Raw genomic sequence first — 26,343 nt, 5'->3', positions numbered from 1 at the left:
TCGCCCATGGCAATGCAGGTAGGCAAGCTGATTGTGGGTGCGGATGTCGCAAAAGCTGAGCTGGTTATCCATCACGATGACCGTGATGAGATCGTCAGACTGAAAAATTCCAAACCCGAAATCAAAAAATGGTTGAAGCAGCAACCGCTGAACACCGCTATCGCGGTTGAGGCGACCAATGTTTATCACCTGGACTTGGTTGAGCTGGCCCATAGCTTGGGTTTCGAGGTTTATGTCATCGATGGTTTCCAACTGAGTAACTACCGGAAAAGTGTTGGAGGACGGGTTAAAACCGACCCTTCCGATGCTCGGTTGCTGTCCCGATTTCTGAGAAACGAAGGGGAGGATCTTCGTCCCTGGAGCCCGCCTCCCGCTGTCTACGGCAAGCTTCAGAGCCTGCTTCGTCGCAGAGCAGCCTTGGTAAGTGCTCGCACTGCAATGACTCAGAGCTGGGCTAATGAAGGCCTCTTGAAGGCTGCGTTCAGTACCTTCGTGAAATCGATAGATCGGCTGGAGCTGTTGATCCAAAAGAAGATTAAGGAAGTGCTGCGAGAAGCTGGATTGCACGAGCAAGTCGCTCGCTGCCAGGCAGTAGAGGGTATTGGTTTTCTAACCGCCACAGCGCTGGTAATGGCTTTTATGAGGGGTGAGTTCAAGAGCAGTGACGCGTACATCGCATTCTTGGGAATGGATCTACGAGTCAGTGACTCTGGGCAGAAAAGTGGGCAACGTCGCCTCACTAAGCGCGGTTGCTCAGAAATCCGTCGTTTGTTGCATAACGCAGCGATGGCCGCCAGCAAGTCACCCGTTTGGAAAGGGGACTATGAGCGGCATCGGAACAATGGAAAGGCAACGACCCAAGCATTGGTAATCCTCGCCAGGAAGCTCGCACGGGTGGCATTCGCCCTGATGAAAAATCAGGACGAATACATCACCAAAGGAGCCAAAACAGCTTGCTGAAAACCATAGAATCTCCCACAGGACCTACGCAGGTTTTGAGACTTGTGCAGTGCCTGTGGGATTAGCCCGTTCGTTTCTTGCCCGGGCTTTCTCAACGTAGATACTGGCTCGGGCTATTTCACTGTGGTCTCCGCCGCTCATTACCTGAGAAAGGTATTCCTGGATGGCCTCTTCGCTAATTAGCAAATCGATAAGTTCAAAGGGTTTCGAGTTCTGCATCGGCTGAGCCCTCCTAGACGGAGGCAAAGAGTGACAGGTGCACGCTGAAGAATCCATTGAGCATGGTCCTAAAACACTGCAGTCCAATTCCTACAAAACCTGGCACTGAACACGTCTGGTAATACACCCAGACGAACCGCACCGAACCATGCTCTCCCCTCGACGTCCGATCCAGCATGCCCCGCTTCGAGGTCCCCCCGCGTGAAAGACATCATCACCCGCAAGTACCGCCTGGTCGTGAAGACCATCGGCTACATCGGCTGGTCGCTGTTCTGGCTGCTGATCTGGGATGTGCTGGTCACCATCGACTTCATGCTGTTCTTCAACAGCAAGTTCACCCTGCCGCTGATCCCGCTGACCTTGCTGGGCTCGGCGCTGGTAGTGCTGGTGAGTTTTCGCAACAGCAGCGCCTACAACCGTTGGTGGGAAGCTCGCACGTTGTGGGGGGCGCTGGTGAACAGTTCGCGTAGCTTCGCAAGGCAGACGCTAAACCTGATCGATGACCCGGCTGATGGCCTGAACCCGGTCAAGGCCACCCTGCTGCGCCGGCACATCGCCTATGTGAACTGCCTGGCTGCACACTTGAAGGGGGAGAGCTGCCCGGATGAACTGATGGCCTTTATCCCGCCGGCTGAGTTCGAACGGCGCAACCGCTCGAACAACTTTGCCAATGACATTCTCGGTGGCTCGGCGGCCTTGCTGGCGCGGGAATACCAGGCCGGGCGGCTGGACAGCATCCGCCTGGCGCGGCTGGAAGCGACGCTGGTGGACCTGTCCAATGCCCAAGGCGGTATGGAGCGGATTGCCAATACACCGCTGCCCTACCCTTACGTGTATTTTCCGCGACTGTTCATCACCCTGTTCTGCCTGATCGTACCGGTGGGGTTGGTGGAGTCGCTGGGCTGGTTCACGCCGCTGGCTTCGACAGTGGTGGGGTTCATGTTGCTGGCCATCGAGCGAATCGGCACGGATTTGCAGAGCCCGTTCAAGTTCAGTGAGCACCAGATCCAGATGGACACCATTTGCGAGACGATCGAGCGGAACCTGGAGTCGATGCAACGGGAAGCGCAGTGTGGGGAACTCGCTTAGGCCCGCACATAGCGCTGGCGCAACACATCACTCAACGTATCCACCAGCAACACCAGCACCAGCATGCCCAGGATCACCGTGCTGGCCTGGGCCTCCTGGAACAGGCTCAACGTGGTGTACAGCATCTGCCCCAAGCCACCGGCCCCGACAAAGCCCAGCACGCTGGCCATACGGATATTGTTTTCCCAGCGGTACAAACTGTAGGCCAGCAACTGCGGCCACAAATTGGGCAAAGTACCAAAACAGAACGCGGCCACCTGGCTGCCGCCCTGCAAGTGAATCGCCGCCGCTGGCTCCGGCGGTGCATTCTCCAGCGCCTCGGCAAACAAGCGCCCCAGAACACCGGCGGTGTGCAGCGCCAACGCGAGGGTGCCGGCATTGGGCCCAAGACCGGCCGCCAGGACTGTCAGCGCAGCCCACACCAGTTCCGGAATGGCGCGCAGGGCATTCAGCAGCAACCGCGCCGCGCCCTGCAATGGCCAACCGAATCGCCCTGCAGCCGGCAGTGCCAGCAACATCCCCATGACCATCGCCAACAAGGTGCCCAGACCAGACATGGCCAGCGTCTCCAGCGCCCCATGCCACACGGCCTTCAAGTGCCCGGCAGACAGGTCCGGGTGCAGGAAACGCCCGGCGTACTCGCCCATCTGCCCCAGCCCACCGTTGCCGACCAGCGCTTGCAGGTCCAGCTCCAGGTAAGCGAACGAGGCCAACACCGCCAACACGATGGCGCCCAGCAACAACAGGTTGATGACCCGGTTCATGCCAGCCTCCAGCGCAGCAGACGGCTGAGCAAGTCGGCCAGCATCACCAGCAGCAGGAAGGTCAGCAACATGCTGGCCACTTCCGCCCCGGCAAACATCCGCATCGACAGGTCAATCTGCTGCCCCAGCCCGCCCGCCCCCACAAACCCCATCACCACCGAGGCCCGCACCGCGCACTCCCAGCGGTACACGGTGTAGGACACCACCTCCGACGCCGCATTGGGCAGAATGCCATATAGAAACGCCGTCAGCCGGCCACTGCCCGCCTGCAACAAGGCATGGGCCGGGCGCTGGTCGACCGATTCGAAGATTTCGGCGTAGACCTTGCCCAGCATACCGCTGTAGGTAATGGCGATGGCCAATACACCCGCCGTCGGCCCCAGCCCCACGGCCCGCACGAACAACAGCGCCCAGACAATTTCCGGCACACTGCGCAGGAAGATCAGCAACCCGCGCACCGGCAAGCGCAGAAGGCGCGACCAAAGCCCTGCACGCCCACCGCGGGAGGCGGCACGCAACGACAAGGCGCGACTGGCCATCAGCCCCGCCGGGACGGCCAGCAGCAACGCCAACGCCATGCCAGCGGTGGCCACGGCCAAGGTCTGTAGCGTGGCTTCATACAGCAACACGAGAAAATCGGCATCGTGCGCGGGTGGCCAGAAGGCGCTGGTGAAACTGGCGATCTGCTGTCGGTTCTCCGCCTGCAGCAGCACCCCGGGGTTCAGTTCGCTCAACTGGATACCCGGCCACAGTATCGCCACGCCCAGCAAGGCCAGCAGCAGCCGCGGCAGCAGGGCCGGGTCGCGGGTGTCGGCCCTCAGCATCGCGGGATCTGCACCGTCAGAATCGGCCCCTGGGTTGGCGGCGAAGCCAGTTGTTCATTCGCGTACAACGCCTCCAGCATGTGTTCCGTGACCGCTTCTGCCGGGCAATCAAACACTACCTGGCCCTCGCGGATACCGACCACCCGGGGGAAATGCGCCAGCGCCAACTCCACCGCATGCAGGCTCGCCACCAGCGTCACGCCATTGGCCTGGGCATGGCGGTTGAGCAAGGCCAGACTGTGGTCGGCCAGCACAGGGTCCATGGCCGACACCGGCTCGTCGGTCAGCAGCACCTGTGGCCGCTGGTAAAGCGCCCGGGCAATACCCACCCGCTGCAACTGGCCACCCGACAACTGCCCGCACTGCACGAACAGCTTGTCGGCCAGGCCCAGCTCTGCCAGCACCTGGCGCGCCCCCGGCACATCGCTGGGGTACAGCAGGTTGAGCAAGCCACGCGTTACCCCCCACTGCCCCAGTCGACCGGCCAATACTGCCGTCACCACCCGTTGGCGCGGTGGCAAGGGCGGTGCCTGATGCACCAGGCCGACCCGCGCCCGAAGGCGCTGGCGTGCCCTGGCGGACAACGCCCAGGGCTGCTCACCAAGCAACTCCACGCGCCCGCTGCTGGGCTGGATGGCCGTAGCCATCAGGTGCAGCAAGCTGGACTTACCCGCCCCCGACGGCCCAATGATGGCGACGCGCTCGCCCTGCTCGATGCGCAAGCTGATCGCGTCAATCGCGCGTACCTGGCCATGGCGCAGGCCGGCACCGTGCAGGTGAATTGCCACGTTCGAAGCAGTCACTTGAGCAGGCCAGCCTCACGCGCAGCTTGCTCGGTGCCTACATAGTTTTCAGGCTTGGTCTCGATGAAGCGGCTGGCGGCCTGCAGGTCGAGGATGGCCTTGTGCTCCGGGTTGGCCGGGTCGAGGTCGAGGAACGCTTTTTTTATCTTTTCTTTCAGCGCCGGTGCCATGTTGCCGCGCACGGTCCAGTTGTAGTCGAAGTAGGTCGGGGTAGTGGCGAACACTTTCACCTTGGCGGTATCGACCTTGCCGGCATCCACCAGTTTCTGCCACACACTGGCATTGAGCACGCCGCCATCGACCTTACCCGCCTGCACCCAGGCCACGGTGGCGTCATGGGCGCCAGAGTAGGCCACACGGCTGAAGTACTCTTCAGGCTTGATGTTGTCCTGCTTGAGCATGAAGTAACGCGGCATCAGGCTGCCCGAGGTAGACGAGATGGAGCCGAAGGCGAACGACTTGCCCTTGAGGTCGGCCAGGCTCTTCACGTCGGGGTTGGCGGTGATGAATTTGGAGGTGAACTGCGCGTCCTGCTCACGCTGCACCAGTGGCGTGGCGGTCGGGTCCTTCAGGTGTACCTGAACGAACGTGAAGCCACCCAGCCAGGCCAGGTCCAGCCGGTCGGCGGCCAGCGACTCGACCACAGCCGGGTAATCGGCCACCGGTACGAACTTCACTTCCATGCCCAGTTGCTTGGCCAGGTACTCGCCCAACGGCTTGAACTTGCGCTGCAGTTCGGTTGGTGCTTCGTCGGGGATGGCGCTGACCCGCAACACTTCAGCAGCCTGGACGACAACGGCACAGCAAGACAGCACAAGGCCGGCGGCGAGCGCCAAGGGGCGTTTGAGCATGGGTGTTCTCCGGTTCAATAGCGGGGAAATGCCGACAAATCCGTCGACTCCAAGGATTATAAGAGGCCAAGGCCCAAAGGCCAGCTTTGCTACAATCGCGCAACAATCTGACCTGCCGAGGTGCGTATGAGCGAGCCGATTCGCCTGACCCAGTACAGCCATGGTGCCGGCTGTGGCTGCAAGATTTCCCCCAAGGTGCTGGATGTGATCCTTGCCGAAAGCGGCACCCAGGCCCTGGACCCGAAGCTGTGGGTTGGCAACGCCTCGCGCGACGACGCTGCCGTGTACGCGCTGGACGACGAGCGCGGCGTGGTCTCGACCACCGACTTTTTCATGCCGATTGTCGATGACCCGTACGACTTCGGCCGCATCGCCGCCACCAACGCCATCAGCGACATCTACGCCATGGGCGGCGACCCGCTGATGGCGATCGCCATTTTGGGCTGGCCGGTCAATGTGCTGCCACCGGAAGTGGCCCGCGAAGTGATTAGAGGGGGCCGTGCGGTGTGCGCCGAAGCAGGCATTCCGCTGGCCGGCGGCCACTCCATCGACGCCCCCGAGCCAATCTTCGGCCTCGCCGTCACGGGTGTGGTCAGCAAGCGCCATCTCAAGCGCAACGATACCGCCACTGCTGGCTGCCGGCTGTACCTGACCAAACCGTTGGGCATCGGCATCCTTACCACCGCCGAGAAAAAGGCCAAGCTGCGCGCACAGGACCAAGGCCTGGCCCGAGACTGGATGTGCACCCTCAACACCCCCGGCAGCCGCTTCGGCAAACTCGACGGTGTAAAGGCCATGACCGACGTCACCGGCTTTGGCCTGCTCGGCCACCTGGTGGAGCTGGCTGAAGGCAGCGGCCTTACCGCGCACCTGGACTACGCCGCCGTACCGCGCCTGCCCAGCGTCGAGCATTACCTGGCCGAAGGTTGCATCCCCGGCGGCACGCTGCGTAACTTCGAAAGCTACGGCCACAAACTCGGCGCACTCAGCGACGAGCAGAAACACCTGCTGTGTGACCCGCAAACCAGCGGCGGCCTGCTGGTGGCGGTCAGCCCTGAAGGTGAAGACGCGTTCCTGGCAGTCGCTGCCGAACTGGGCCTGCAACTGTCGCCAATCGGCAAGCTGGTCGAACGACAGAGCCACGCGGTCGAGGTGATCTGATGCGCCCCGACTGCACCGATTTCCGCCAGCTGTTCCTCGACGACGTGCCGATGATGGACATGCGCGCCCCCGTCGAATTCGCCAAAGGCGCCTTTCCTGGCGTGGTCAACCTGCCGCTGATGAACGATCAGGAACGGCAGAAGGTCGGCACCTGCTTCAAGCAGCAGGGCCAGACGGCTGCCATCGCCCTGGGCCACCAGCTGGTCAGCGGCACCACCAAGCAGGCTCGGCTGGACGCCTGGGTGGCATTTACCCAGGCCCACCCGGAGGGCTACCTGTACTGCTTCCGTGGCGGCCTGCGTTCGCAGATCGTGCAGGGCTGGTTGCGCGATGAAGCAGGCATCCAGTACCCGCGCGTCAAGGGCGGCTACAAGGCCATGCGGACCTTCCTGCTGGAAACCACCCAACAAGCGGTGGCGCAGTGTGATTTTGTGCTGCTGGGCGGCCTTACCGGTACTGGCAAGACCGACGTGCTGCATCAGCTGGATAACGTGCTGAACCTGGAAGGCCATGCCAACCATCGCGGCTCCAGCTTCGGCAAACGCGCCACCGCGCAACCGGCGCAGATCGACTTCGAAAACCAGCTGGCCATCGACGTACTGAAGAAACGCGACCGAGGCATTGAACAGTTCGTACTGGAAGATGAAGGCCGCATCGTCGGCAGTTGCACCGTGCCGCTTGAACTGTACCAGGGCATGCAGCAATACCCACTGGTGTGGCTGGAGGACAGTTTTGCCAACCGCGTCGAGCGCATCCTGCGTGATTACGTGGTCAACCTGAGTGCCGAGTTCGCCGCTGTGCATGGCGAGGAAGAAGGCCGCCGGTTGTTTGCCGAGCGTATGCTGCAAAGCATGGCCAACATCTACAAGCGTTTGGGCGGCGAGCGTTATCAGCGGTTGTCGGCGCTGCTGGGCCAGGCGCTGGAAGCGCAGCAGCGCAGCGGCGCGGTAGAGCTGCACCAGGGCTGGATCGAAGGCTTGTTGAACGAGTATTACGACCCGATGTATGCCTACCAACGTGCGGCGAAGGCTGAGCGTATCGAGTTTTCCGGAGATGCCGTGGAAGTGCGCGAGTACCTCAAGGCCCGGGCGCTGCGCGAACCTCGGGGCAAGGTCTGACAGGTTTAGCGCTGCACTCAAGGGCAGTGCAGTACCTGTAGGAGCGGCCTTGTGTCGCGAAAGGGCTGCACAGCAGCCCCGGCAATTGCTGCCGTAAAGCTGATATCCCGGGGCCGCCCTGCGGCCCTTTCGCGACGCAAGGCCGCTCCTACAAGGGGCCAGTCATTCCTGTCATGGCTTTACTGCCCCGGGCTAAGCACCCGTTCCAGCTCCGCTGCCCGGTCGCGGGTCATGTCCATCACGCACGTCCCACCTTCCAGCTGCGCCAGGGTCCCGCCACTGGCTTGCACATGGAACTGGCAATTGCCATCGCGGTAGGCCATCCACTTGCGCTGCACATCGCGCAAGCTTTTCTGCTGCCCGGCCTCCAGCTTGCCCATCAACTGCTTGTACACCCGGTTCAAACGCTGGTCCTGCACCTGCGTTTCAGCCTGGATGCACGCGCTCATGTCCACTGTGCTGGAGGCCTTGTCCATGCACTGCCCGTAGGCCGGCGTGTAGTCGTCCGCCACTGCCAGTGGCAGCACACAAGCCAGTGCCAGGCCTGTCAGATAATGCTTGGTCATGCACCCCTCCTTGTGGGTATCAAAGCGTCTGCGGCTGCTCTGGCGGCATCAGTATATTGCCCGGCTCGAAGCGCAACGATGGCATCTGCGTTGCCGCGTAAAGCGTCACAGCCAACGCTGCGATCAACGCTACATCAAGCCAGTTCCAGCCCGGCATGTCGTTGGCGCTGCGTGCCTTCCAGCAATGCCAGGCCTGGCCCGCACAAAACACCACCATCGCAGCCAGCCACAGGTAGAAACCGGCACCAAAGCCGGTGCGCTCATGAAACGCGTAGCTCTGGTTGTCCGGCAAGCGGTCTATTCCGAAACTGCTGGCGGCCAGGTACACCGCGGCCAGCCCTGCCAGCAAAGCCAGCCTGCGGAACCGCCGATGGGCAAGGATGGCCAGCGCAAGCAGCGGGTTGGCAAACCATTGGAACAAGCCGAAGGGCATGCCCCATGGCCCGTACAGGAGCATCTGCAGGGCCGGCATGTGGCGCTCGCCGCTCATCAGCGCACCATCGAAAAACAGGGCGAGCACGTACAGCAGCAAGCTGATGCTCAGGTAGAAAACGGGCAAGGGGTTTACCTGGTGGAAGCGGGACAGGCTACGACCTTAACCCAGGCCCCGCCCCGCTTCCAATCCCTCAATAGGTGCCGCGCAGGGTCACCATGAAGTTGCGTGGTTCGCCATAGTAGTTGCCATAGGTCGAAGTACCCACGGTTTCGTAGTACTTCTTGTCGAACAGGTTGTTGCCGTTGAGCGTGACGTTCCAGTGGTCATCGACACGGTATTCGACCAAGGCGTTCCAGATGGCATAGCCGCCCTGGCCGAAGTCAAAGGGCACATTCCGCTCCACCAGTGAACCACTGCTGTCGTAGCGGTTCACCGTGCCGGAGGTATAGGTGGCGCTTTGCACCTGCACGCCGCCACCGACCTTGAAGTCGTTGAAGATGCCTGGCAGACGGTAGGTGGTATACAGCTTGAACAGGTGCTTGGGCATTACCGTGCTCAACGGGGCGTCGGCGCTGCGGTTACGGTTGAGGTTGAAGGTGTAGCCACCTACCAGCATCCAGTCCGGCAACAGCTCGCCGGACAGCTCCATGTCGATACCCTTGCTCACTACCTTGCCGTTGGACACATAGCAGCAGCTACCGGAGAAGCCGGCGAAGCTCGCCGGGAAGCTCGGGTCTTGTACCGCCTGGTTTTCGCGAGTGGTGTAGTACAGCGCCACGCTGGCGTTGAGCGCACCGTTGAACAACTCACCCTTGAGGCCGGTTTCGTAGGTTTTGCCGGTCATGGGTTCAAGCGGCGAACCGGTTTCCGCCGGGCCGCTGATCTGGCTGGATTGCGGCTTGTAGATTTCCGAATAACTGGCATAGGCCGACCATTGATCGTCCAGGTCGTACACCAGGCCGCCGAACGGCGTGACCTTGGTACCAATGCGTTGCTCGGGGCTGCTGACGCTCGCCGGCGAAACCAGGTTGTTGGTGTAGGTTTGCCAGAAGTGGAAGCGCTGGGCACGCGCGCCGACGATCAGGTGCAGCGGCTCGGCCAATTGCAGGCGCAAGCTGCCATACAGACCGTACTGACGCTGCGAGTTGGGGCTGTAGTCGCGCTTGTAGTCACGCACATCGCCAGGGTCGTTGAACGTTGAACTGTCAGGGTCGAAGACATTGGCTGGCGAGCCCGATGCGGCGAACGGCGCAGTGCCTTGCCAGCGGCTGTCGATCTTCTGGTAGTCAGCGCCGAAGACCACTTCATGGTCCAGGCCAAAGGCCTGGAAGTGCCCGGACACGTTGGCGTCATACAGGTGCTGCTCGTTCTCCTGACGAACCTGCGTGCCGTACCAGGTTGCCCCGGTGTTGGTCACCGGGTCTACCGCGTTAAGGGGGGTTGCCGTATTGAACAACCCGAGGTCCCAGGTGTTGGTGTAGCTGAGGTTGAGCTTCCAGTCGTCGTTGAAGCGGTGGTCTACCTTGGCGAAATACTCGCGTGCAGTAGCATCGAGGTAGGCCCAGTTTTTGGTCAGACCGGTGTGCCGTGGCAGGTTCAGGTCGGCACCATTGCTGTAGCGCGGCACCGCGCTGTTGCTGCCGGTTTCGTGGGACTTGTTGTAACGGGCGCCGACGGTGAGCATGGTCTCGTCGGTAACGTCCGCTTCAAGCACGCCATAGACCAGCGGCCGCTCGGTGGCACGGTTGTCGGTGAAATACTGGCGGTCGGTGTTGGACATCACCAAACGCCCACGCAGGCGGCCATCCCAACCCAGCGGGCCGGACAGGTCGAACTCCTGGCGGTAGTTGTCCCAGCTGCCGGCCGACAGGGTCATCTTCAGCTGGTTGTAGGCAGTGGGCCGCTTGCGCACCATGTTGATAATGCCGCCCGGGTCGCCCGAGCCACCATACAGCGCAGCAGTACCACGCAGCACCTCGATGTGGTCGAACTCGGCCAGCTCGAAGATGTTCGACGAATAGAACGAGCCCATCGCGGTACCCAAGGCCTGGGGTGCAGCGCCGTCGATTTGCAGGTTCTGGATGCTGAAGCCACGCGAGAGGAAGTCCTGAGTGCGGAAGGTGGTGCTTTGGGTGACGATGCCCGGCGTCACTTTCATCGCCTGGTTTATGTCGGTGAGTTGCTGGTCTTCGATCAACTGGCGGGTCACGGTCGACACCGATTGCGGCGTCTGGCGCAGGCTGGTCGGGCTCTTGGAGCCGACGCTGATCAGGCCTGGCGCATAGGAGCCGGTATTCTCGGTACTCTCGCCCATCCCCTGCCCGGCCACGGTGGTAACACCCAGCTCCATCGCATCACCGCTCACCGCCGCCTGCGGCTCGGCCACCAGCCGGTAGCCGTTGTCGCTGCGCTCCACTCGGTAACCGCTGCCGGCCAACAGCACGGCAAAGCCACTGTCCACCGAATACAGGCCGTGCAGGCCATTGCTTTGCAGGCCGGCCAGCGCTTCGGGGGTGAAGGCCAGCGAAACGGCAGCCTGCTGGGCATAGCTGCCAAGTGCCTCGGCCAGGTTGCCGGCGGGCACATCGAAGCTACGGCGGGCGGCCTCCTCGGCCACGGCCGGCAGGGCCGCAACGGAAAGGGCCAGCCCGGCACAGGACAAACGCAAGGCCAGGGCTAGCGGGCTGAGGACGGGGTGGCCAGGGAATCGGCGCATGGTGGATCGGCTCCTTGTTCTTGATCGGTTGGCCTCTTGTTTGACGGGCCAGTGCGCAGAAGCGGAACCACCAGAATCAATTTTCTCGCGGGGCGGGTTCGACCGTGGTCCACCAGCGGCCAAAACCACCGATACGGATCGGCAGCGCTTCGGCCAGCAGGCGCAAGGCACGCTCGCTGTCGTCCAGCGGCAGCACCGCCGACACCTTGATGGCCTGCATGGCCTGGCGGTCGAAGCGCAGCACGCCGCGCCGTTGCTGTGACAATGCGTCCAGCACTTGGTCGAGTGGTACGCCTTCGGCCACCAACTGGTGATGTTGCCAGGCTTGGTCCACCCGAGCCGGGTCAATGGCCGGCAGCGGGCCAAGCCCGCCGCGTGCCACCCAGGCGCGTTCACCGCGCCCGGCGACCAGTTGATCACCGGACACTGCACTACGCGCCTCGACACGGGATTCGAGCATGGTCAGCTCGCTGCGCTCGTGCCCTTGGCTGACCACGAAGCGAGTGCCCAGCGCCTTGAAGCTGCCCTCGTCGGTCTGCACCACGAACGGCCGCGCAGGGTCATGGCTCACATCCACAAGCACCTGGCCGTGTAGCAGGCGAATGCGTCGCTCGCCCGCTCTGAACTGCACGTCCACGGCAGAATTGCCGGCCAAGGTCAGCTGCGAGCCATCAGCCAGGGTTTCACTGTGCCACTCTGCCGGCGCAGTGTGCAGGTCGGCGAGCCAGTCCCCCGGTTGCACCCCGGCAAAAGGCAAGGCACCCAGCAACGCCGCCGCCATTGCCAGGCCAAGCAAGGTGCGCCGTGCACCCGAGCGTGGCGCCGAAGGCTGCACGCCTGCACGCAAACCTGCGCCCACCGGTCCGCGTTGCTGGCGCAGCGCATGCATCTGGCTGATCACCCCTTGCATGCGGCGTAAGGTAGCGCCATGTCGTGGATCGGCTTGCAGCCAGGCCTGAAACTCGCGCGCTTCGTCCGCGTCCAGTTCACCTTCACCCAGGCACAGAGCCCACTCGGCGGCCTCCTGTTCGATTCGCGAAGGGTTCACGGCTCGGCGATGTCCAGCGTGCGATGGCAGTGAATCAGGGCCTGGGCCAGGTACTTGCGTACCATGCGCGGGGAAATCTGCAGGCGTTCGGCAATTTGCGGCTGGGTCAGGTCGTCCAGGTAGTAGCCTACGAACGCTTCGCGTGCGTTTGCATGCAGGCCTTCGAGCAGGAAAGCGATTTGCTCCAGCGCTTCCAGGGTGATGAGAATACTCTCGGGAGACTGGTGCCCTTCCAGCGCCTCGGCGGCCAACGCCAGTTCGCTGAGATAGGCCTCTTCGATCTGCTGCCGACGTACCCGGTCGATCAGCAGGCGGCGTGCCGTGGTGCTGAGGTAGGCGCGTGGCTCGCGTGATGCCCAGCAGGGCATCACGCGAGGCCAGGATGCGCACGAAGGTGTCCTGGGCAAGGTCGGCTGCGCTGTGCGAGCAGCGCAACTTGCGCCGTAGCCAGCTGAACAGCCAGCCGTGGTGCTCGCTGTACAGCTGTTCAAGCGGGTACGGGCTCGGTGAGTCGGCTACGGGCATGGGGCACCGGGACACAAGTGAGAATTGTTCCCGAATAGTATCTATTCGCCGTAAGACTATGCAACAGGTGGTTCCAGCAGCAGCCCGTAGAGACCCGAGTCGGACAACTCGCCGGCCACGCACCAGCGTGCCCGCAGCGTGCCTTCCAGCACGAAGCCCTGGCGCTCAAGTGTGCGTGCCGAGCCTTGGTTGCGCGGGTCGATTTCGCCTTCAAGGCGGCGCATGTGCAGGGTGTGGGCCAGGTAGTCGATGAAGCAGGTCAATGCCTCGTCCATATAACCCCTGCCCTGCACCGCGCTGGCCAGGCAATAGCCAATCTCGCCACGGCGGGAGACATCGTCGATGTTGAACAGCTGCACCATGCCAATGAGCTCACCGTTGTCGCGGCGGTACATGCCGAGCTTGAGCTGGTCGCCATTGGCATAGGCTTCGCGGTCGGCGGCCAGGGCACTTTCGGCTTCGGCCAGGTCTTGCCAGGGGGCATGGTGCCAATAACGCATGACCTCGGGGTCGGCCATGATCGCCAGCCATTGCGCGGCGTCGGCATGGCGCATGGGGCGCAAGTGCAGACGCGGGCTGTCGAGGCAGAGGTCACTGGGGAAACTGCGGGGTGGGGTCACGCCGGATCTCCTGTCCATTGCTGGGGAGATGACAGTTTAACGTCAAGCGCAGAGTTCGGGCATCCCGGGGCTGCTTTGCAGCCCATCGCCGGCAAGCCAGGCTCCCACAAGCCCATCACATGACTGGAGGCTTGCACTGTACCTGTGGGAGCTGGCTTGCCGGCGATAGGGCCTGCACAGGCTAGCGAAAATGGCTCAAGCCACCTCAGCCCCATCATCCGGCCAATGCGGCTCGTTCGCCCCGGGCGGGGTCAGCGGCGGCAGCCCATACGCCGCCCGCGCATCATCACAGCTGGGGTTGTGCACGCCCCCCTCCCACGACGCCTCGAACTCGCGACAAGGGCTGGAACGGTTGGCATAGATGGTACAAGCCACCTCTTTACCGATCTCGCCCTCAAGGCTGACACAGCGGCATGGCTTGGCATCGGTGCCGATCATGGCAACGCGGGTGGGGTTGATCTGTACCACCAGGTCGTCTGGTACAACGCCCCCGGCAGACTGGCATTCGCCCCAGAAGAAGGACACACGGAAGTACCCGCAGCAGGCGCCGCAGTCAAGGCAAGGGTTATATTCAGACATGATGTCACGGAGGGAAGGTTGTTGTTATCGGGGCTGGCCCGTGGCGCCATTTTCATTCGAACCCGGGGCGGCTGGATAGAGGGGCCAAGCAAAATATTTTGCCGCTGATCCGGCCGCCCGCATCCGCTACCGCAGCGCCTTGTAGGTAGTCGCGTCCCAACGCGTCAACGCCAGGCCCTCGGTCGGGTCATAGTCATCACCGCACACCTTGCTGAAGTGCGTACAAGCCTCGCCGCAATGCACCAACCGATTCTCTCGCTCACCCTCGGTCAGCACCGTGTAAGACTCGCTGCGCATGGCGTGGTACTGCCTTTCAGCAGCGCTCATAGCCCGGTGATACGCCATGAGCTGCCTATCGCTCAAGGCCAGTCGCTTGTCCAGCTCAACACCCCAGCGGGCAAGGCAGACTTCGGCAAAATGACGAACGACCAGCCCGGGTTCCTTGAGCACCTCGCCGCCGCTCGCACCATCGACCGACGCGTTGCCCACCAGCGTGGCATGGCGCCCCGGCATCGGATAAATGCAGATCTGCGTGCCACTGGCCACTGACGGGATCACGCAGGCAAAGCCTTTGGAACGCTCATCCCGCGAGTAGAAGCCGACATATTCACGCACGTTTGCCGCCAACGTGATGCGTTCGGCTTGCACATTGCCAACCCCAGGCACCGGGTCGATGGCAAAGATGTTCACCGGTATGTCCCGCAGTACCGGGTCTTGTGCCATGGCGTTGGCCAGCATGTGGCAGCTGATACCGCCCCGGCTCCAGCCCACCAGGTTCACCTGGGTCGGAATGCGTGGCTTGCGAAACATGCTGATGATGCGCTCTTGCAGCTCCTGCGGAGTCGGATGGCGGTCACCGTAATCGTAGGTACGCCAGAACCAGGAGGCCGTGGAAGAAGCATCCGGAACAGGTACACCGGCGTCCTTCAGCCGCTCGTACTCGTCCTCGCTCAACTTGGTGCGCTGCCAGCTGCTTTCGCCTTTGATCACCTGCAGCACATGGTTGACGTTCTCTTCCCAGCCGCGGCCGAACAGTTGGCCGGTCCAGTTGAAATAGCCGCCGGGCTCGACGAACAGGTTGTCGTCTTGAAGGTTGCCACTACCGGGACCGTCGACGGCTATCCAGTGCGCGAATTCGCGGCCCTGGTCGTTGCTGGCCAGGGTCGATACCAGTTCGCCGTTCCAGAAGTTGGGGTTGGCGTCGTCGAAGCGGTGGGAGCCGGTGCCGCAGAAATAGGCGGTGAAGACACTCATTTGTGGATCTCTGTGGTGAGAAATGAGTGCTGAAGATAGGTAGGCAGAACGGTGGAATGCAGGCGGAAAGCGCTCACCTGAAGCAATGGGGGCCGCAACGCGGCCCCCTGATGCTTACTTGTTGCTCAACCCGTCAGCGCGGAACATCTGCCGGATCCCGCGAATGGCCTGGCGAATACGGTCCTGGTTCTCGATCAGGGCAAAGCGCACATGGTCATCGCCATAGTCACCAAAGCCAATCCCCGGCGACACGCATACCTTGGCCTCGGCCAGCAGCTTCTTGGAAAACTCCAGCGACCCCAAGTGCGCATATTGCTCCGGGATCTTCGCCCACACGTACATCGACGCCTTGGGGTTCTCGACCATCCAGCCCAGTTCGTGCAGCCCCTTCACCAGCAAGTTGCGACGCTGGCGGTATTGCTCGGCGATGTCGCGCACGCACTGCTGGTCACCTTCCAGCGCAGCGATGGCCGCGACCTGCAGCGGGGTGAAGGTGCCGTAGTCGTGATAGCTCTTGATCCGCGCCAAGGCACTGACCAGCTCGGGATTACCAACCATGAAGCCAATCCGCCAGCCCGCCATGTTGTAGCTTTTGGACAGGGTGAAGAACTCCACCGCAATGTCCTTGGCACCGGGCACCTGCATGATCGACGGGGCTTTCCAGCCGTCGTAGACGATGTCGGCGTAGGCCAGGTCGTGGATCACCAGCACGTTGTACTGCTTGGCCAACGCCACCACGCGCTCGAAGAAGTCCAGCTCCACGCACTGGGCAGTGGGGTTGGACGGGAAGCCGAGGATCATCATCTTCGGCTTGGGGATCGACTCGCGGATGGCCCGTTCGAGTTCGTTGAAGAAGTCCACACCCGGCACCAGCGGCACCGAACGCACCTGGGCACCGGCAATGACCGCACCGTAGATATGGATCGGGTAGCTGGGGTTGGGCACCAGTACCGTGTCGCCCTGATCGAGGGTGGCCAGCATCAGGTGCGCCAGGCCCTCTTTGGAGCCGATGGTGACAATGGCTTCACTTTCCGGATCGATGTCGACCTCGTAGCGTTCCTTGTACCAGTTGGAAATGGCCCGGCGCAGGCGCGGGATACCGCGAGAGGTTGAGTAGCCGTGGGTGTCTTCACGCTGGGCAACCTGCACCAGTTTCTCGACGATGTGCGGCGGGGTGGCGCCATCGGGGTTGCCCATGCTCAGGTCGATGATGTCCTCGCCACGGCGGCGGGCAGCCATCTTGAGTTCGGCAGTGATGTTGAAGACGTAAGGGGGGAGACGATCGATGCGCGCAAAGCGGCGCGGCGAACCTGGGTTGGCCATGGCTTCCTCTGAGTACGTAAGCGCCCGGAACCGTCCGAGCGACGCTGGCCGATGTGGCGGCCTGGATCAGAAGATAGTGCCGGAACATGGTGTATGTAAAGGACAATTTCCTGTTTTGTTATATTTTTTCGGATATATTTTTTGAAAATTTGATTTTTATGTTTTCAGGGCTGGCCTCTTCGCGGGTTTACCCGCGAAAGGGCCGGCACAGGAAAATCACCCATAAAAAAACCCCGGCACAATGGCCGGGGTTTTTAGTGAAGCACTCGCCTCGATCAGCGCGCGTAGGTCATCAGCACGTCCGCAGCAGTCTGGCTGTCCACGCCCATCATCACGCTCAGGGCGGTAACGGTGAGGATGGAGAAGCCGAACACTTTACGGGCCCACTTACTGTCGTCCTCGGCCTTGTAGCCGCCCCATGCCATGTACAGCCAGTAAAGGCCCATGGCAGCTGCCACGGCCAGGTAGCCGAGGCCGGCGTAACCGCCGAGGGTAAGCATCAAGGTGGCGAGCACGAAGGCCAGCACGTACAGCACGATCTGCTTCTTCGCCGCCAGGACGCCACGTGCCACCGGCAAGACCGGAATGTTGGCAGCGCTGTAATCCTTGAAGCGGAAGATGGCGATGGCAAAGCTGTGCGGCATCTGCCACAGGCTGAACATCACCAGCAGGGTCACTGCAGCCAGGTCGAAGCTGTTGCTCACGGCGCAGTAGCCGATCACCGGAGGCATGGCACCAGACAGGCTGCCGACCAAGGTGCCGTGCACCGATTTACGCTTCAGCCACAGGCTGTAGAAACCGACGTAGACGATGAAGCCGATCAGCGCACAGAACGCCGACAGCGGGTTGGCCTGGACATACAGCAGGCTGAAACCCGCCACCCCAAGCAGGGTGGCGTAGATCAGCGCGAGGGGCAGCGACATGCCGCCCTGCACCATGACGCGGTTCTTGGTGCGCTCCATCTTGTGGTCGATGTCACGGTCGATGCAGTTGTTGAACACGCATCCGGACGCCACCACCAGCGAAGTACCGATCACCACCGCCAGGAACAGGGCGAAATCCACATGGCCCTTCGAGGCAAGGAAGAAACCGCCTGCCACGGAAAGCACGTTACCGAAAATGATCCCCGGTTTGGTGATTTGGATAAAGTGCTTAACGGACATGCAGTCTTACCTCACTTGGCCAACATTTCGAAGTGGATGCTGAACATGATCCACAGCGACAGGCCGACAAGCAGAGCGATCACCAGGGTGGTGAACAGGAACGTCGATACGTTGTTGCGTTGCTCTTTCGAGCGGTCCATGTGCAGGAAGTAAACCAGGTGAACAACTACCTGGATCACGGCCATGGCAACGATGATCAGAACGGTCAGGTTCTTCGGCAGGCTGGCGGTCATGGCCAGGCCGAACGGGATCGCGGTCAGGATGATCGACAGTACAAAGCCGATCATGTACGACTTGACGCTGCCGTGGTTACCTTCGTGATGAGTGTCGTGTGCGTTAGCCATTACAGAACTCCCAGCAGGTAAACGACGGTGAATACGCAGATCCAGACCACGTCCAGGAAGTGCCAGAACAGGCTCAGGCAGCTCATGCGGGTCTTGGCGGTCGGCGTGATGCCGTGCTTGTTGATCTGGTACATCATGATTGCCATCCAGATCAGACCAGCCGTCACGTGCAGGCCGTGGGTACCTACCAGGGCGAAGAAGCCCGACAGGAAGCCACTGCGCTGCGGGCCGAAGCCTTCGCTGATCAGGTGATGGAATTCATAGATTTCCATCGCGATGAAGCCTGCACCGAACAGGAAGGTCACAGCCAACCAGCCCAGTACGCCGGCTTTCTTGCCATCGAACATCTTCAGCATGGCGAAGCCGAAGGTGATCGAAGACAGCAGCAGGAACAGCGTTTCAACAGCTACGAAATCGAGCTGGAAGATGTCATGACCCGACGGGCCGCCGGCAAAACTGCCGGACAGCACCGCGTAGGTAGCGAAGAGCGACGCAAACAGGATGCAGTCGGTCATCAGGTACAGCCAGAAGCCCAGTACGGTCATCTGGCCCGAGTCGTGGTGGTGGTCGTCATGCCCATGGTCGTGACCATGAGCAGCGCCGCCGTGCATTACTTGACTGGACATTGATTACACCCGCTCAAACGATTCGACACGTGCGCCGGCAGGCAGAGCACCTGCTTTGGCCAGCGCTTTCATACGCTCGCCTTCGATGCGCGCCACTTCTTCGGCTGGAACCATGTAGCCCTGGTCGTCACGGGCAGCGTGGCGAACGAAGACAGCGATGGTTGCAACCAGGCTTGCGCCAACCAGCCACCAGATATGCCAGATGAAGGCAAAGCCGAAGACGGTCAGGAACAGGCCCATGAACAAACCGGTGGAGGTGTTGCTCGGCATGTGGATAGCGTCGAACTTGGTCGCTGGCTTGTAAGCCTTGCCGCTTTCCTTGGTTTCGTGCCATGCGTCCAGACCAACCTGCTCAGGCATGTGAGCGAAGTTGTAGAACGGAGGTGGCGACGAAGTGGACCATTCCAGAGTACGGCCGCCCCATGGGTCGCCGGTCACGTCCAGGTTCTGGTTGCGGTCGCGAACCGATACGTACAGCTGGATCAGCTGGCAAGCGATACCGAACAGGATCAGCACGGCGCCGACAACGGCTACGTACAGGTAGGGTTCCCACAGTGGGTTGTCGGAGTGGTTCAGACGACGGGTCATGCCCATGAAGCCCAGGGCGTACAGCGGCATGAACGCAACGTAGAAGCCCGACAGCCAGAACCAGAAGGCAGCTTTGCCCCACTTCTCGTTCAGGGTGAAGCCGAAGGCTTTCGGGAACCAGAAGGCGAAGCCGGCGATGTAGCCGAATACCGCGCCACCGATGATCACGTTGTGGAAGTGCGCAATTACGAACAGGCTGTTGTGCAGGACGAAGTCAGCACCTGGAACGGCCAGCAGTACGCCGGTCATGCCACCGATGGAGAAGGTGACCATGAAGCCCAGGGTCCAGAGCATCGGTGCGGTGAAGCGCACACGGCCTTGGTACATGGTGAACAGCCAGTTGAACAGCTTCACACCAGTCGGAATGGAGATCAGCATCGTCGCCAGGCCGAAGAAGGTGTTGACGCTGGCGCCGGCACCCATGGTGAAGAAGTGGTGCAGCCATACCGCAAAGCCCAGGATGGCGATCGCGCCCGATGCGTAGATCATCGAGTGGTGGCCGAACAGGCGTTTGCCAGAGAACGTCGAGGTAACTTCCGAGAACACGCCGAAGGCCGGCAGGATCAGGATGTAAACCTCAGGGTGACCCCACGCCCAGAACAGGTTGACGTACATCATCGGGTTCCCACCAAGTTCGTTGGTGAAAATGTGGAAGTCCAGATAACGGTCAACAGTCAGCAGAGCGAGTGCAGCAGTCAGAATCGGGAACGAAGCAACGATCAGTACGTTGGCCCAGGTGCAGGTCCAGGTGAAGATCGGCATGTCCATCAGCTTCATGCCAGGTGCGCGCATCTTCATCACGGTGACGAGGAAGTTCACGCCGGTAAGCGTCGTACCCAATCCGGATAGCTGTAGCGCCCAGATGTAGTAGTCAACGCCCACCCCAGGGCTGTACTGAATGCCCGCGAGCGGCGGATAGGCAACCCAGCCGGTCTTGGCGAATTCACCAACGCCCAGCGAGATGTTGACCAGCAGCACGCCTGCCAGCAGCAGGTAGAAGCTCAGGGAGTTCAGGAACGGGAAGGCAACGTCACGTGCACCGATCTGCAGAGGAACCGCCAGGTTCATCAGGCCGGTGAAGAACGGCATCGCCATGAAGATGATCATGATCACACCGTGAGCGGTGAAGATCTGGTCATAGTGTTCAGGCGGCAGGTAGCCTTCGGAGCCACCGGTTGCGGCAGCCAGCTGGGTACGCATCATGATGGCGTCGGCAAAGCCGCGCAGCAGCATGATCATCGCGACGATGATGTACATCACGCCGATCTTTTTGTGGTCGACAGTAGTCAGCCACTCGCTCCACAAGTAGGTCCACTTGCGGAAATAGGTGATAAGACCGACGACAGCGATACCGCCGAGCGCGATCATGGCAAGCGTCACCATGACTATCGGCTCGTGATAGGGTATCGCCTCCAGGCTTAGTTTACCGAACATCTCTTACTCCTCTGCACCGGCAGCTGGTTGCATACTCGATTCCACACCCTTGGTTGTGGCCAGGTCTTTGCTGCCTGCTTCTTCGTGGCTACGACCGCGGTTCATGCCTTCGTACTTGTCGACGATCAGCTGGAACTGCTCAGGCGAAGCCTCGCTGTACAGCGCGACTGGGTTGTTTTCGCTTGGTTTGGCCAAGGCGTCGTATTCGGCCTTGTCCAGCTTCTTCGGCGACTGCTTGACCTCGGCGACCCACTTGTCGAAGTCTTCCTGGGAGGTGGCAGTAGCCTTGAATTTCATGCCGGTGAAGCCAGCACCGCTATAGTTGGCGCTGATACCGTCGAACTCGCCGTTTTCGTTGGCGATCAGGTGCAGCTTGGTGGTCATGCCGGCCATGGCGTAGATCTGGCCGCCCAGGCCCGGGATGAAGAACGAGTTCATCACGGCGTCGGAAGTGACGCGGAAGTTGACCGGGGTGTTAGCCGGGAAGACGATCTTGTTGACCGTGGCAATGCCCTGCTCCGGGTAGATGAACAGCCACTTCCAGTCCAGCGCGACCACGTCGATCTGCACCGGCTTCACATCGGAATCCAGTGGACGGTACGGGTCCAGCTTGTGGGTGGAGTGGTAGGTGACGTAACCCAGGGCGATGATGATCAGGATCGGGATGATCCACACCGCGGCCTCGATCTTGGTCGAGTGCGACCAGTCAGGGGTGTAGGTGGCTGCCTTGTTGGAAGCACGGTACTTCCAGGCGAACGCCAGGGTCATGATGATGACAGGGATTACCACCAGCAGCATCAGGCCGGTAGCGATCAGGATCAGGTTCTTTTGCTCAATGCCGACCTGGCCCTTCGGGTCGAGCAGGGTCCAGTTGCACCCACTGAGTAAAAGCATGCCTAAAAAGGGCAATATGCCAAACAGTCTGGGGTAACGCTTTTTACTCATCTCACGACCTCTAGATCAGCTTGCTTCAATGCAATTTGTGTTTTGGTAGCCAACACTTCGTCCTGCCAAGTGAGGCATTTCGCGCCCGTACTCGCTCCTGCCTGGGGTCCGACTGCAGGACCTTGGCTTCGAGCGTGTTAGCGGTGCTTATGGTTTCGTAGGCAACAGGCCTGTACTTCAGACCAAGTCCATTTGGTGCGGGAAAACGCGGAGGGGGGTCCGCCCGGTATCGCCGTTGGGCGAAACTTGACGAAGTCAGCAAAAAGGAGCGCTGGGGCTTCCTTCAATCCTGCGACTCGCAAGCAGTGCCGAACGGAAATTGGGGGCGATTGTAGTGAGGTCGCCAACCCTTGACTATGACTTATTGAGCAACAGTCTTTTACAGAATCCGCAACAATAACACTCAATTATTCAACTTCGCGACAGTTTGTCGCACCCCGCTTGCCAGGCCTCAAAGCCGCATTCTGCAAGGCTTCGGGATTGATCCAGGTCAAGCGGTGGGCAACTTTTCCCTCATCTCATGCGGCGTAAAAGCCCCATGCAATTCGGGACTTTTGTCTAAGCCTGGCGTCGGTTGCGGTAGATACCGAACGGAACCAGAATGGCGGTCAGCACGAACGCGACCAGTGCCCATTGCGCCAACGACAAACCGAGGATCGGCGGGTACGGCGTGCTGCAGAAGCCGTCGACCTGGAACGCCAGTGGCCAGAGCTTGGCCAGTGGCAGGTCGTCCACGATCGGTTGCAGGGTGTCGATGCCACAACTGACCATGGGGTTGGCGAGTATATACACATGGTTGCCCGCCGCAATGATTCCGCCAATGGCACTGAGCACCACCAGCACCTCGAAGAAGGTCAGGCTACGGCGCCCGGGCATCGCGGCAGCGATGAACGCGAACACGGCAATGAACAGCAATGCGTAACGCTGCAAGATGCACAGCGGGCACGGCGCCTCGCCCAGTACCACTTGCATATAGAGGGCGCCGCCGATCAGCGAGAGGCAGATCAGCCCCAACAGCACCAGAAAGCGCCGTTCCCGATTCAGGCGCGATGTTTGTTCGTTCATTGCCGGTTCCTTCGATGGATAGTGGCAGCGTGGTCCGCCTGCCTGGGCGCAAGTCTACACGCTGGGCATGGCCTGTGAGCATGCCGAGGGAGCGGCGCGGTAGCACTGCGCAGGGCTATCCGGTGAGGCTGAGACCGACCGCAACGGCGTCGGTTCAACGCCGGGCGGCAAAAAAGCGGCTGCCCGGGTGCCGCGCAGGGGCAAGCCCCTCGACACCCGGGAGTGAAGGATACCGTGATTAACGGAGGATTAATGATGAAAGCGGCGAGCCCGGTTTCATCTTTCCTTATATATAGGCAGAAGGTGTGTACTGCCTGTACCGGCCTCTTCGCGGGCAAGCCCGCGAAGAGGCCGGTACAGGCGCTACATCATTCCAAGGCAGCCGCCGGCCCGAAGAACTCGTAACGGCTCTGCTGCTCGGGCACACCCAGCCCCTTCAGTTGGCGCTTCACCGCCGCCATGAACCCCTTGGGCCCAAGGAAGTAGGCATCCACGTCACGCTCCTGTGGCAGCCATTCGGCCAGCAGGTCCTCGCTCAGCAGGCCGACCGCATCCGCCGCTGCGCCCCCCTCCGGCTCGGCATAGCAGTAAAAGCGCTTGAGCTGCGGGTGACGCGCCGCCAGGCCATCGACCCATTCACGGAAGGCATGCACCGCGCCGTTACGCGCACAGTGAATGAAATGCACCTCGCGCCGGGTTTGCAGCGCCGCTTGCAGCATAGCCAGAGTCGGGGTAATACCCACGCCCCCGCTAATCAGCACCAGCGGCTTGTCGCTGGCCGCCAGGGTGAAGTCGCCCGCTGGCGGGAACAGTTGCAAGGTATCGCCCACCACCAGCTCATCGTGCAGGTAGTTGGACACCTTGCCGCCCACCTCACGCTTGACGCTGATACGGTACTCCCTGCCATCGCACAGCGCCGACAGCGAATAGTTGCGGCGCTGTTCGGCACCGTCGATGTCCAGCTTCAGGCCAATGTACTGGCCAGGCTCGGCTTTGAGCACCGGTTTACCATCCACCGGGGCAAAGTAGAACGAAACGATCTCGCTGCTTTCCTGCTCGCGGCGTACCAGGCGGAATTCGCGGGTACCACGCCAGCCGCCCTCGGCTTCTTCCTTCTGTTTATAGAGGCTTTCTTCAGCGCCAATCAGGATGTCGGCCAGCTGGCCATAGGCCGCGCCCCAGGCCTCGATCACCGCAGGGGTGGCGATTTCCTTGCCCAGTACTTCCTCGATGGCGCGCAGCAGGCAGCTGCCCACGATCGGGTAGTGCTCCGGCAGAATCTGCAAGGCAACGTGCTTGTTGATGATCTGCCCTACCAGCCCCCCCAGCTGCTCCAGTTGGTCGATGTGGCGCGCATACATCAGCACGCCGTTGGCCAACGCACGAGGCTGGTCGCCACTGGCCTGGTGGGCCTGGTTGAACAGTGGGCGTACTTCGGGGTACTCGCTGAGCATCATCTTGTAAAAGTGGGTGGTCAGCGCTTCGCCGCCGCTTTCCAGCAGGGGTACAGTGGCCTTGATGATTGCACGTTGTTCGGCATTGAGCATTGCGACAACTCCTGAGCCTGTGGCTTCAAATGACTGCCTTGGCTATTTCAGCAATCGTGCCAACTTTTATCGCCAGTAAAATCAAGGGGTTGACGCCAATCATGTCAAAACGACCCACCTCGTCGTATAGTCATATCGACCCATAGGAGTCTTTATGACCACAAAGCCATTGCTCACCACCCTGCTGCCCCTGGTCAGCGACCTCTCCCGCGACTTGCCCGACCAGGAGCGCTACCGCCGCTTGCTGCAAGCCATGCGCGGGCTACTGCCGTGCGATGCCGCCGCGCTGCTACGCCTGGATGGTGAATGGCTGGTGCCGCTGGCGGTGGATGGCCTGAGCCCTGACACCTTGGGCCGGCGCTTCCGGGTCAGCGAGCACCCACGCTTCCAGATACTGCTCAGCCGCCCGGAGCCCACGCGTTTCGCCAGCGACTCCGAACTGCCCGACCCTTACGATGGCCTGGTCAACGCCCCAGATGCCGACCTGGAAGTGCACGACTGCATGGGTTGCCCGTTGATGGTTGATGAGCGCCCCTGGGGCCTGGTCACCCTCGATGCCCTCACCCCCGGGCAGTTCCAGAGCCTGGAGCTGGATGCCCTGCAAGCCTTCGCCAGCCTGGCCGCCGCTACCGTTACCGTGGCCGAACGCATCGAGCACCTGGCCCTGCGCGCCGAAGACGAACACCTGCGGGCCGAAATCTACCGGCAGGCCAGCGGCCAGGATAAAGCGCTGATTGGCCAGAGCCCGGCGCATAAGCGCCTGGTGGAGGAAATCCGCCTGGTCGGCGGCAGCGACCTGACTGTTCTGATCACTGGCGAAACGGGCGTTGGCAAGGAACTGGTGGCCCAGGCCCTGCACCAGGCCAGCAACCGGGCCGACGAGCCACTGGTCAGCCTCAACTGCGCCGCCCTGCCCGATACCTTGGTGGAAAGCGAACTCTTCGGCCATGTACGCGGTGCCTTCACTGGCGCGCACGGCGAGCGCCGGGGCAAGTTCGAGCTGGCCAACGGCGGCACGTTATTCCTCGACGAAGTGGGCGAACTGCCGCTAACGGTGCAAGCCAAGCTGTTGCGTGTGCTGCAAAGCGGCCAACTGCAACGCCTGGGCTCGGACCGCGAGCACCGTGTGGACGTGCGCCTGATCGCCGCCACCAACCGTGACCTGGCCGCAGAAGTACGCAATGGCAACTTCCGCGCAGACTTCTATCACCGCCTCAGCGTGTACCCGTTGCACGTGCCGCCCTTACGCGAACGTGGGCGAGATGTGTTGTTATTAGCTGGCTACTTCCTCGAACAGAACCGTTCACGCCTGGGCCTGAACAGCCTGCGCCTGAGTAGCGAAGCCCAGGCCGCGCTGCTGACCTATGAGTGGCCAGGCAACGTGCGCGAACTGGAACACCTGATCGGCCGCTCGGCCCTAAAAGCACTGGGCCAGCACCCCGATCGGCCACGCATTCTCACGCTTGAAGCCGTCGACCTGGACCTGCGCACGGTGCTCGTAACCCCAGACGCCCTGCCCTCCCCCGCAGCCCCTGCCCCACTGGCAACACTGCCTGAAGGTGGCCTGCGCGAAGCGGTCGACCTCTACCAGCGCCAAGTGATCGAAGCCTGCCTGCAACGGCACCAGGATAATTGGGCGGCAGCGGCCCGCGAGCTGGGCCTGGACCGCGCAAACCTGAGCCGGCTGGCCCGCCGGCTGGGGCTTCGCTGAGGCTCACCTACAAAAGGATTAACCCAGAAAGCCATCTGGTTGCTTCCTGCCTGGCTGCTATATC

At 61.5% G+C, this 26,343-nt stretch carries 25 protein-coding genes and 1 pseudogene; 5 read left to right on the top strand and 21 right to left on the bottom strand.

The genetic code is table 11. The features are described from left to right. Positions 1 to 6 precede the first annotated feature (6 nt). Complete coding sequence (locus tag QQ992_RS04580; RefSeq protein ID WP_119372048.1) at positions 7 to 960, top strand: IS110 family RNA-guided transposase; 954 nt, start codon at positions 7 to 9, stop codon at positions 958 to 960. A gap of 24 nt (positions 961 to 984) precedes the next feature. Here the strand turns inward: QQ992_RS04580 and QQ992_RS27960 are convergent, their stop codons facing one another. Beyond that, entirely contained in the window at positions 985 to 1,179 is a 195-nt protein-coding gene (locus tag QQ992_RS27960) for a helix-turn-helix domain-containing protein (protein ID WP_350157047.1), read from the bottom strand. Positions 1,180 to 1,380: 201 nt separating this feature from the next. On the opposite strand from QQ992_RS27960, the gene QQ992_RS04575 reads away from it, so the two are divergent. After that, a complete protein-coding gene (locus QQ992_RS04575; protein WP_119368891.1) occupies positions 1,381 to 2,268 on the top strand; it encodes a bestrophin family protein in 888 nt (295 codons plus the stop codon). Here QQ992_RS04575 and phnE read toward each other — a convergent pair. The 4 genes from phnE to QQ992_RS04555 are packed head-to-tail and all read right to left on the bottom strand — an operon-like array spanning position 2,265 to position 5,510. Next, positions 2,265 to 3,032 (bottom strand): phosphonate ABC transporter, permease protein PhnE, encoded by a 768-nt coding sequence (phnE, locus tag QQ992_RS04570; RefSeq protein ID WP_286112382.1) that lies wholly within the window; start codon positions 3,030 to 3,032, stop codon positions 2,265 to 2,267. The genes QQ992_RS04575 and phnE overlap by 4 nt on opposite strands. After that, the gene (locus QQ992_RS04565) at positions 3,029 to 3,856 is read right to left on the bottom strand and encodes a PhnE/PtxC family ABC transporter permease (protein ID WP_084297239.1); all 828 of its coding nucleotides are present in this window, start codon (positions 3,854 to 3,856) and stop codon (positions 3,029 to 3,031) included. The genes phnE and QQ992_RS04565 overlap by 4 nt, the downstream gene beginning before the upstream one ends. Then, complete coding sequence (locus QQ992_RS04560) at positions 3,850 to 4,659, bottom strand: phosphonate ABC transporter ATP-binding protein (RefSeq protein ID WP_286112380.1); 810 nt, start codon at positions 4,657 to 4,659, stop codon at positions 3,850 to 3,852. The genes QQ992_RS04565 and QQ992_RS04560 overlap by 7 nt, the downstream gene beginning before the upstream one ends. Continuing rightward, on the bottom strand, positions 4,656 to 5,510 hold the full coding sequence (locus tag QQ992_RS04555) for a putative selenate ABC transporter substrate-binding protein (RefSeq protein ID WP_198750232.1): 855 nt from the start codon (positions 5,508 to 5,510) through the stop codon (positions 4,656 to 4,658). The genes QQ992_RS04560 and QQ992_RS04555 overlap by 4 nt, the downstream gene beginning before the upstream one ends. 126 nt (positions 5,511 to 5,636) lie before the next feature. On the opposite strand from QQ992_RS04555, the gene selD reads away from it, so the two are divergent. After that, positions 5,637 to 6,671 (top strand): selenide, water dikinase SelD, encoded by a 1,035-nt coding sequence (gene selD / locus QQ992_RS04550; protein WP_016713230.1) that lies wholly within the window; start codon positions 5,637 to 5,639, stop codon positions 6,669 to 6,671. Continuing rightward, the gene (gene mnmH, locus QQ992_RS04545) at positions 6,671 to 7,789 is read left to right on the top strand and encodes a tRNA 2-selenouridine(34) synthase MnmH (RefSeq protein ID WP_286112379.1); all 1,119 of its coding nucleotides are present in this window, start codon (positions 6,671 to 6,673) and stop codon (positions 7,787 to 7,789) included. Before selD ends, mnmH begins: the two co-directional genes overlap by 1 nt. A 179-nt stretch (positions 7,790 to 7,968) precedes the next feature. Here the strand turns inward: mnmH and QQ992_RS04540 are convergent, their stop codons facing one another. From QQ992_RS04540 to hmpA, 16 genes and pseudogenes are all read right to left on the bottom strand, one after another. Continuing rightward, on the bottom strand, positions 7,969 to 8,355 hold the full coding sequence (locus QQ992_RS04540; RefSeq protein ID WP_286112375.1) for a lysozyme inhibitor LprI family protein: 387 nt from the start codon (positions 8,353 to 8,355) through the stop codon (positions 7,969 to 7,971). A 19-nt stretch (positions 8,356 to 8,374) separates the two neighbouring features. Continuing rightward, positions 8,375 to 8,914 carry a hypothetical protein gene (locus tag QQ992_RS04535; protein ID WP_286112373.1) on the bottom strand — a complete coding sequence of 180 codons (540 nt, stop codon included), beginning with the start codon at positions 8,912 to 8,914 and terminating at the stop codon, positions 8,375 to 8,377. A gap of 67 nt (positions 8,915 to 8,981) precedes the next feature. Further along, complete coding sequence (locus tag QQ992_RS04530; protein ID WP_286112372.1) at positions 8,982 to 11,507, bottom strand: TonB-dependent siderophore receptor; 2,526 nt, start codon at positions 11,505 to 11,507, stop codon at positions 8,982 to 8,984. 76 nt (positions 11,508 to 11,583) lie between these two features. Continuing rightward, positions 11,584 to 12,555: a FecR domain-containing protein gene (locus QQ992_RS04525; RefSeq protein ID WP_286112371.1), complete on the bottom strand. Its 972-nt coding sequence runs from the start codon at positions 12,553 to 12,555 to the stop codon at positions 11,584 to 11,586. Continuing rightward, positions 12,552 to 13,080, bottom strand: a pseudogene (locus QQ992_RS04520) (sigma-70 family RNA polymerase sigma factor). The gene QQ992_RS04525 and the pseudogene QQ992_RS04520 overlap by 4 nt, the downstream one beginning before the upstream one ends. Positions 13,081 to 13,136: 56 nt before the next feature. Next, positions 13,137 to 13,700 (bottom strand): GNAT family N-acetyltransferase, encoded by a 564-nt coding sequence (locus QQ992_RS04515; protein ID WP_016713234.1) that lies wholly within the window; start codon positions 13,698 to 13,700, stop codon positions 13,137 to 13,139. 195 nt (positions 13,701 to 13,895) lie between these two features. Further along, on the bottom strand, positions 13,896 to 14,279 hold the full coding sequence (locus QQ992_RS04510) for a YkgJ family cysteine cluster protein (RefSeq protein WP_016501425.1): 384 nt from the start codon (positions 14,277 to 14,279) through the stop codon (positions 13,896 to 13,898). Between the two features lie 126 nt (positions 14,280 to 14,405). Beyond that, positions 14,406 to 15,533, bottom strand: a complete 1,128-nt coding sequence (locus QQ992_RS04505) for a PH domain-containing protein (protein ID WP_286112368.1) — start codon at positions 15,531 to 15,533, stop codon at positions 14,406 to 14,408. A 114-nt stretch (positions 15,534 to 15,647) separates the two neighbouring features. Further along, positions 15,648 to 16,856, bottom strand: coding sequence for an alanine transaminase (gene alaC / locus QQ992_RS04500; protein WP_119368881.1), 1,209 nt, complete (start codon positions 16,854 to 16,856; stop codon positions 15,648 to 15,650). A gap of 275 nt (positions 16,857 to 17,131) precedes the next feature. Continuing rightward, entirely contained in the window at positions 17,132 to 18,019 is an 888-nt protein-coding gene (cyoE, locus tag QQ992_RS04495) for a heme o synthase (RefSeq protein WP_012270561.1), read from the bottom strand. An 11-nt stretch (positions 18,020 to 18,030) separates the two neighbouring features. Then, positions 18,031 to 18,363, bottom strand: coding sequence for a cytochrome o ubiquinol oxidase subunit IV (gene cyoD / locus QQ992_RS04490; RefSeq protein WP_003248599.1), 333 nt, complete (start codon positions 18,361 to 18,363; stop codon positions 18,031 to 18,033). Further along, a complete protein-coding gene (gene cyoC, locus QQ992_RS04485) occupies positions 18,363 to 18,989 on the bottom strand; it encodes a cytochrome o ubiquinol oxidase subunit III (protein ID WP_012051225.1) in 627 nt (208 codons plus the stop codon). Before cyoC ends, cyoD begins: the two co-directional genes overlap by 1 nt. Before the next feature lie 3 nt (positions 18,990 to 18,992). Beyond that, positions 18,993 to 21,011: a cytochrome o ubiquinol oxidase subunit I gene (gene cyoB, locus QQ992_RS04480; RefSeq protein ID WP_016713238.1), complete on the bottom strand. Its 2,019-nt coding sequence runs from the start codon at positions 21,009 to 21,011 to the stop codon at positions 18,993 to 18,995. Between the two features lie 3 nt (positions 21,012 to 21,014). Continuing rightward, positions 21,015 to 21,956: a ubiquinol oxidase subunit II gene (cyoA, locus tag QQ992_RS04475; RefSeq protein WP_012270558.1), complete on the bottom strand. Its 942-nt coding sequence runs from the start codon at positions 21,954 to 21,956 to the stop codon at positions 21,015 to 21,017. 558 nt (positions 21,957 to 22,514) lie between these two features. Next, positions 22,515 to 23,021 (bottom strand): disulfide bond formation protein B, encoded by a 507-nt coding sequence (locus tag QQ992_RS04470; RefSeq protein WP_119368873.1) that lies wholly within the window; start codon positions 23,019 to 23,021, stop codon positions 22,515 to 22,517. Positions 23,022 to 23,389: 368 nt separating this feature from the next. Continuing rightward, entirely contained in the window at positions 23,390 to 24,568 is a 1,179-nt protein-coding gene (hmpA, locus tag QQ992_RS04465; protein WP_274080645.1) for an NO-inducible flavohemoprotein, read from the bottom strand. A 154-nt stretch (positions 24,569 to 24,722) separates the two neighbouring features. Between hmpA and norR the strand changes: the two genes are divergently transcribed. Beyond that, entirely contained in the window at positions 24,723 to 26,279 is a 1,557-nt protein-coding gene (gene norR, locus QQ992_RS04460; protein WP_286112362.1) for a nitric oxide reductase transcriptional regulator NorR, read from the top strand. The last annotated feature ends 64 nt before the right edge of the window (positions 26,280 to 26,343 follow it).

Origin of the sequence: Pseudomonas kurunegalensis (assembly GCF_030291635.1) — a bacterium.
Lineage (GTDB): Bacteria > Pseudomonadota > Gammaproteobacteria > Pseudomonadales > Pseudomonadaceae > Aquipseudomonas > Aquipseudomonas monteilii.
This window is presented reverse-complemented; position numbering and strand designations above follow the sequence as displayed.

Bases quoted from the DNA above. Each gene is read 5' to 3' on its own strand.
- cyoE (WP_012270561.1), bottom strand. From the start codon at position 18,019: ATGTCCGTTAAGCACTTTATCCAAATCACCAAACCGGGGATCATTTTC.
- QQ992_RS04470 (WP_119368873.1), bottom strand. From the start codon at position 23,021: ATGAACGAACAAACATCGCGCCTGAATCGGGAACGGCGCTTTCTGGTG.
- cyoD (WP_003248599.1), bottom strand. From the start codon at position 18,363: ATGGCTAACGCACACGACACTCATCACGAAGGTAACCACGGCAGCGTC.
- QQ992_RS04530 (WP_286112372.1), bottom strand. From the start codon at position 11,507: ATGCGCCGATTCCCTGGCCACCCCGTCCTCAGCCCGCTAGCCCTGGCC.
- cyoA (WP_012270558.1), bottom strand. From the start codon at position 21,956: ATGAGTAAAAAGCGTTACCCCAGACTGTTTGGCATATTGCCCTTTTTA.
- QQ992_RS04510 (WP_016501425.1), bottom strand. From the start codon at position 14,279: ATGTCTGAATATAACCCTTGCCTTGACTGCGGCGCCTGCTGCGGGTAC.
- QQ992_RS04505 (WP_286112368.1), bottom strand. From the start codon at position 15,533: ATGAGTGTCTTCACCGCCTATTTCTGCGGCACCGGCTCCCACCGCTTC.
- cyoB (WP_016713238.1), bottom strand. From the start codon at position 21,011: ATGTTCGGTAAACTAAGCCTGGAGGCGATACCCTATCACGAGCCGATA.
- QQ992_RS04540 (WP_286112375.1), bottom strand. From the start codon at position 8,355: ATGACCAAGCATTATCTGACAGGCCTGGCACTGGCTTGTGTGCTGCCA.
- selD (WP_016713230.1), top strand. From the start codon at position 5,637: ATGAGCGAGCCGATTCGCCTGACCCAGTACAGCCATGGTGCCGGCTGT.
- alaC (WP_119368881.1), bottom strand. From the start codon at position 16,856: ATGGCCAACCCAGGTTCGCCGCGCCGCTTTGCGCGCATCGATCGTCTC.
- QQ992_RS04565 (WP_084297239.1), bottom strand. From the start codon at position 3,856: ATGCTGAGGGCCGACACCCGCGACCCGGCCCTGCTGCCGCGGCTGCTG.
- cyoC (WP_012051225.1), bottom strand. From the start codon at position 18,989: ATGTCCAGTCAAGTAATGCACGGCGGCGCTGCTCATGGTCACGACCAT.
- norR (WP_286112362.1), top strand. From the start codon at position 24,723: ATGACCACAAAGCCATTGCTCACCACCCTGCTGCCCCTGGTCAGCGAC.
- QQ992_RS04555 (WP_198750232.1), bottom strand. From the start codon at position 5,510: ATGCTCAAACGCCCCTTGGCGCTCGCCGCCGGCCTTGTGCTGTCTTGC.
- QQ992_RS04580 (WP_119372048.1), top strand. From the start codon at position 7: ATGGCAATGCAGGTAGGCAAGCTGATTGTGGGTGCGGATGTCGCAAAA.
- QQ992_RS27960 (WP_350157047.1), bottom strand. From the start codon at position 1,179: ATGCAGAACTCGAAACCCTTTGAACTTATCGATTTGCTAATTAGCGAA.
- phnE (WP_286112382.1), bottom strand. From the start codon at position 3,032: ATGAACCGGGTCATCAACCTGTTGTTGCTGGGCGCCATCGTGTTGGCG.
- mnmH (WP_286112379.1), top strand. From the start codon at position 6,671: ATGCGCCCCGACTGCACCGATTTCCGCCAGCTGTTCCTCGACGACGTG.
- hmpA (WP_274080645.1), bottom strand. From the start codon at position 24,568: ATGCTCAATGCCGAACAACGTGCAATCATCAAGGCCACTGTACCCCTG.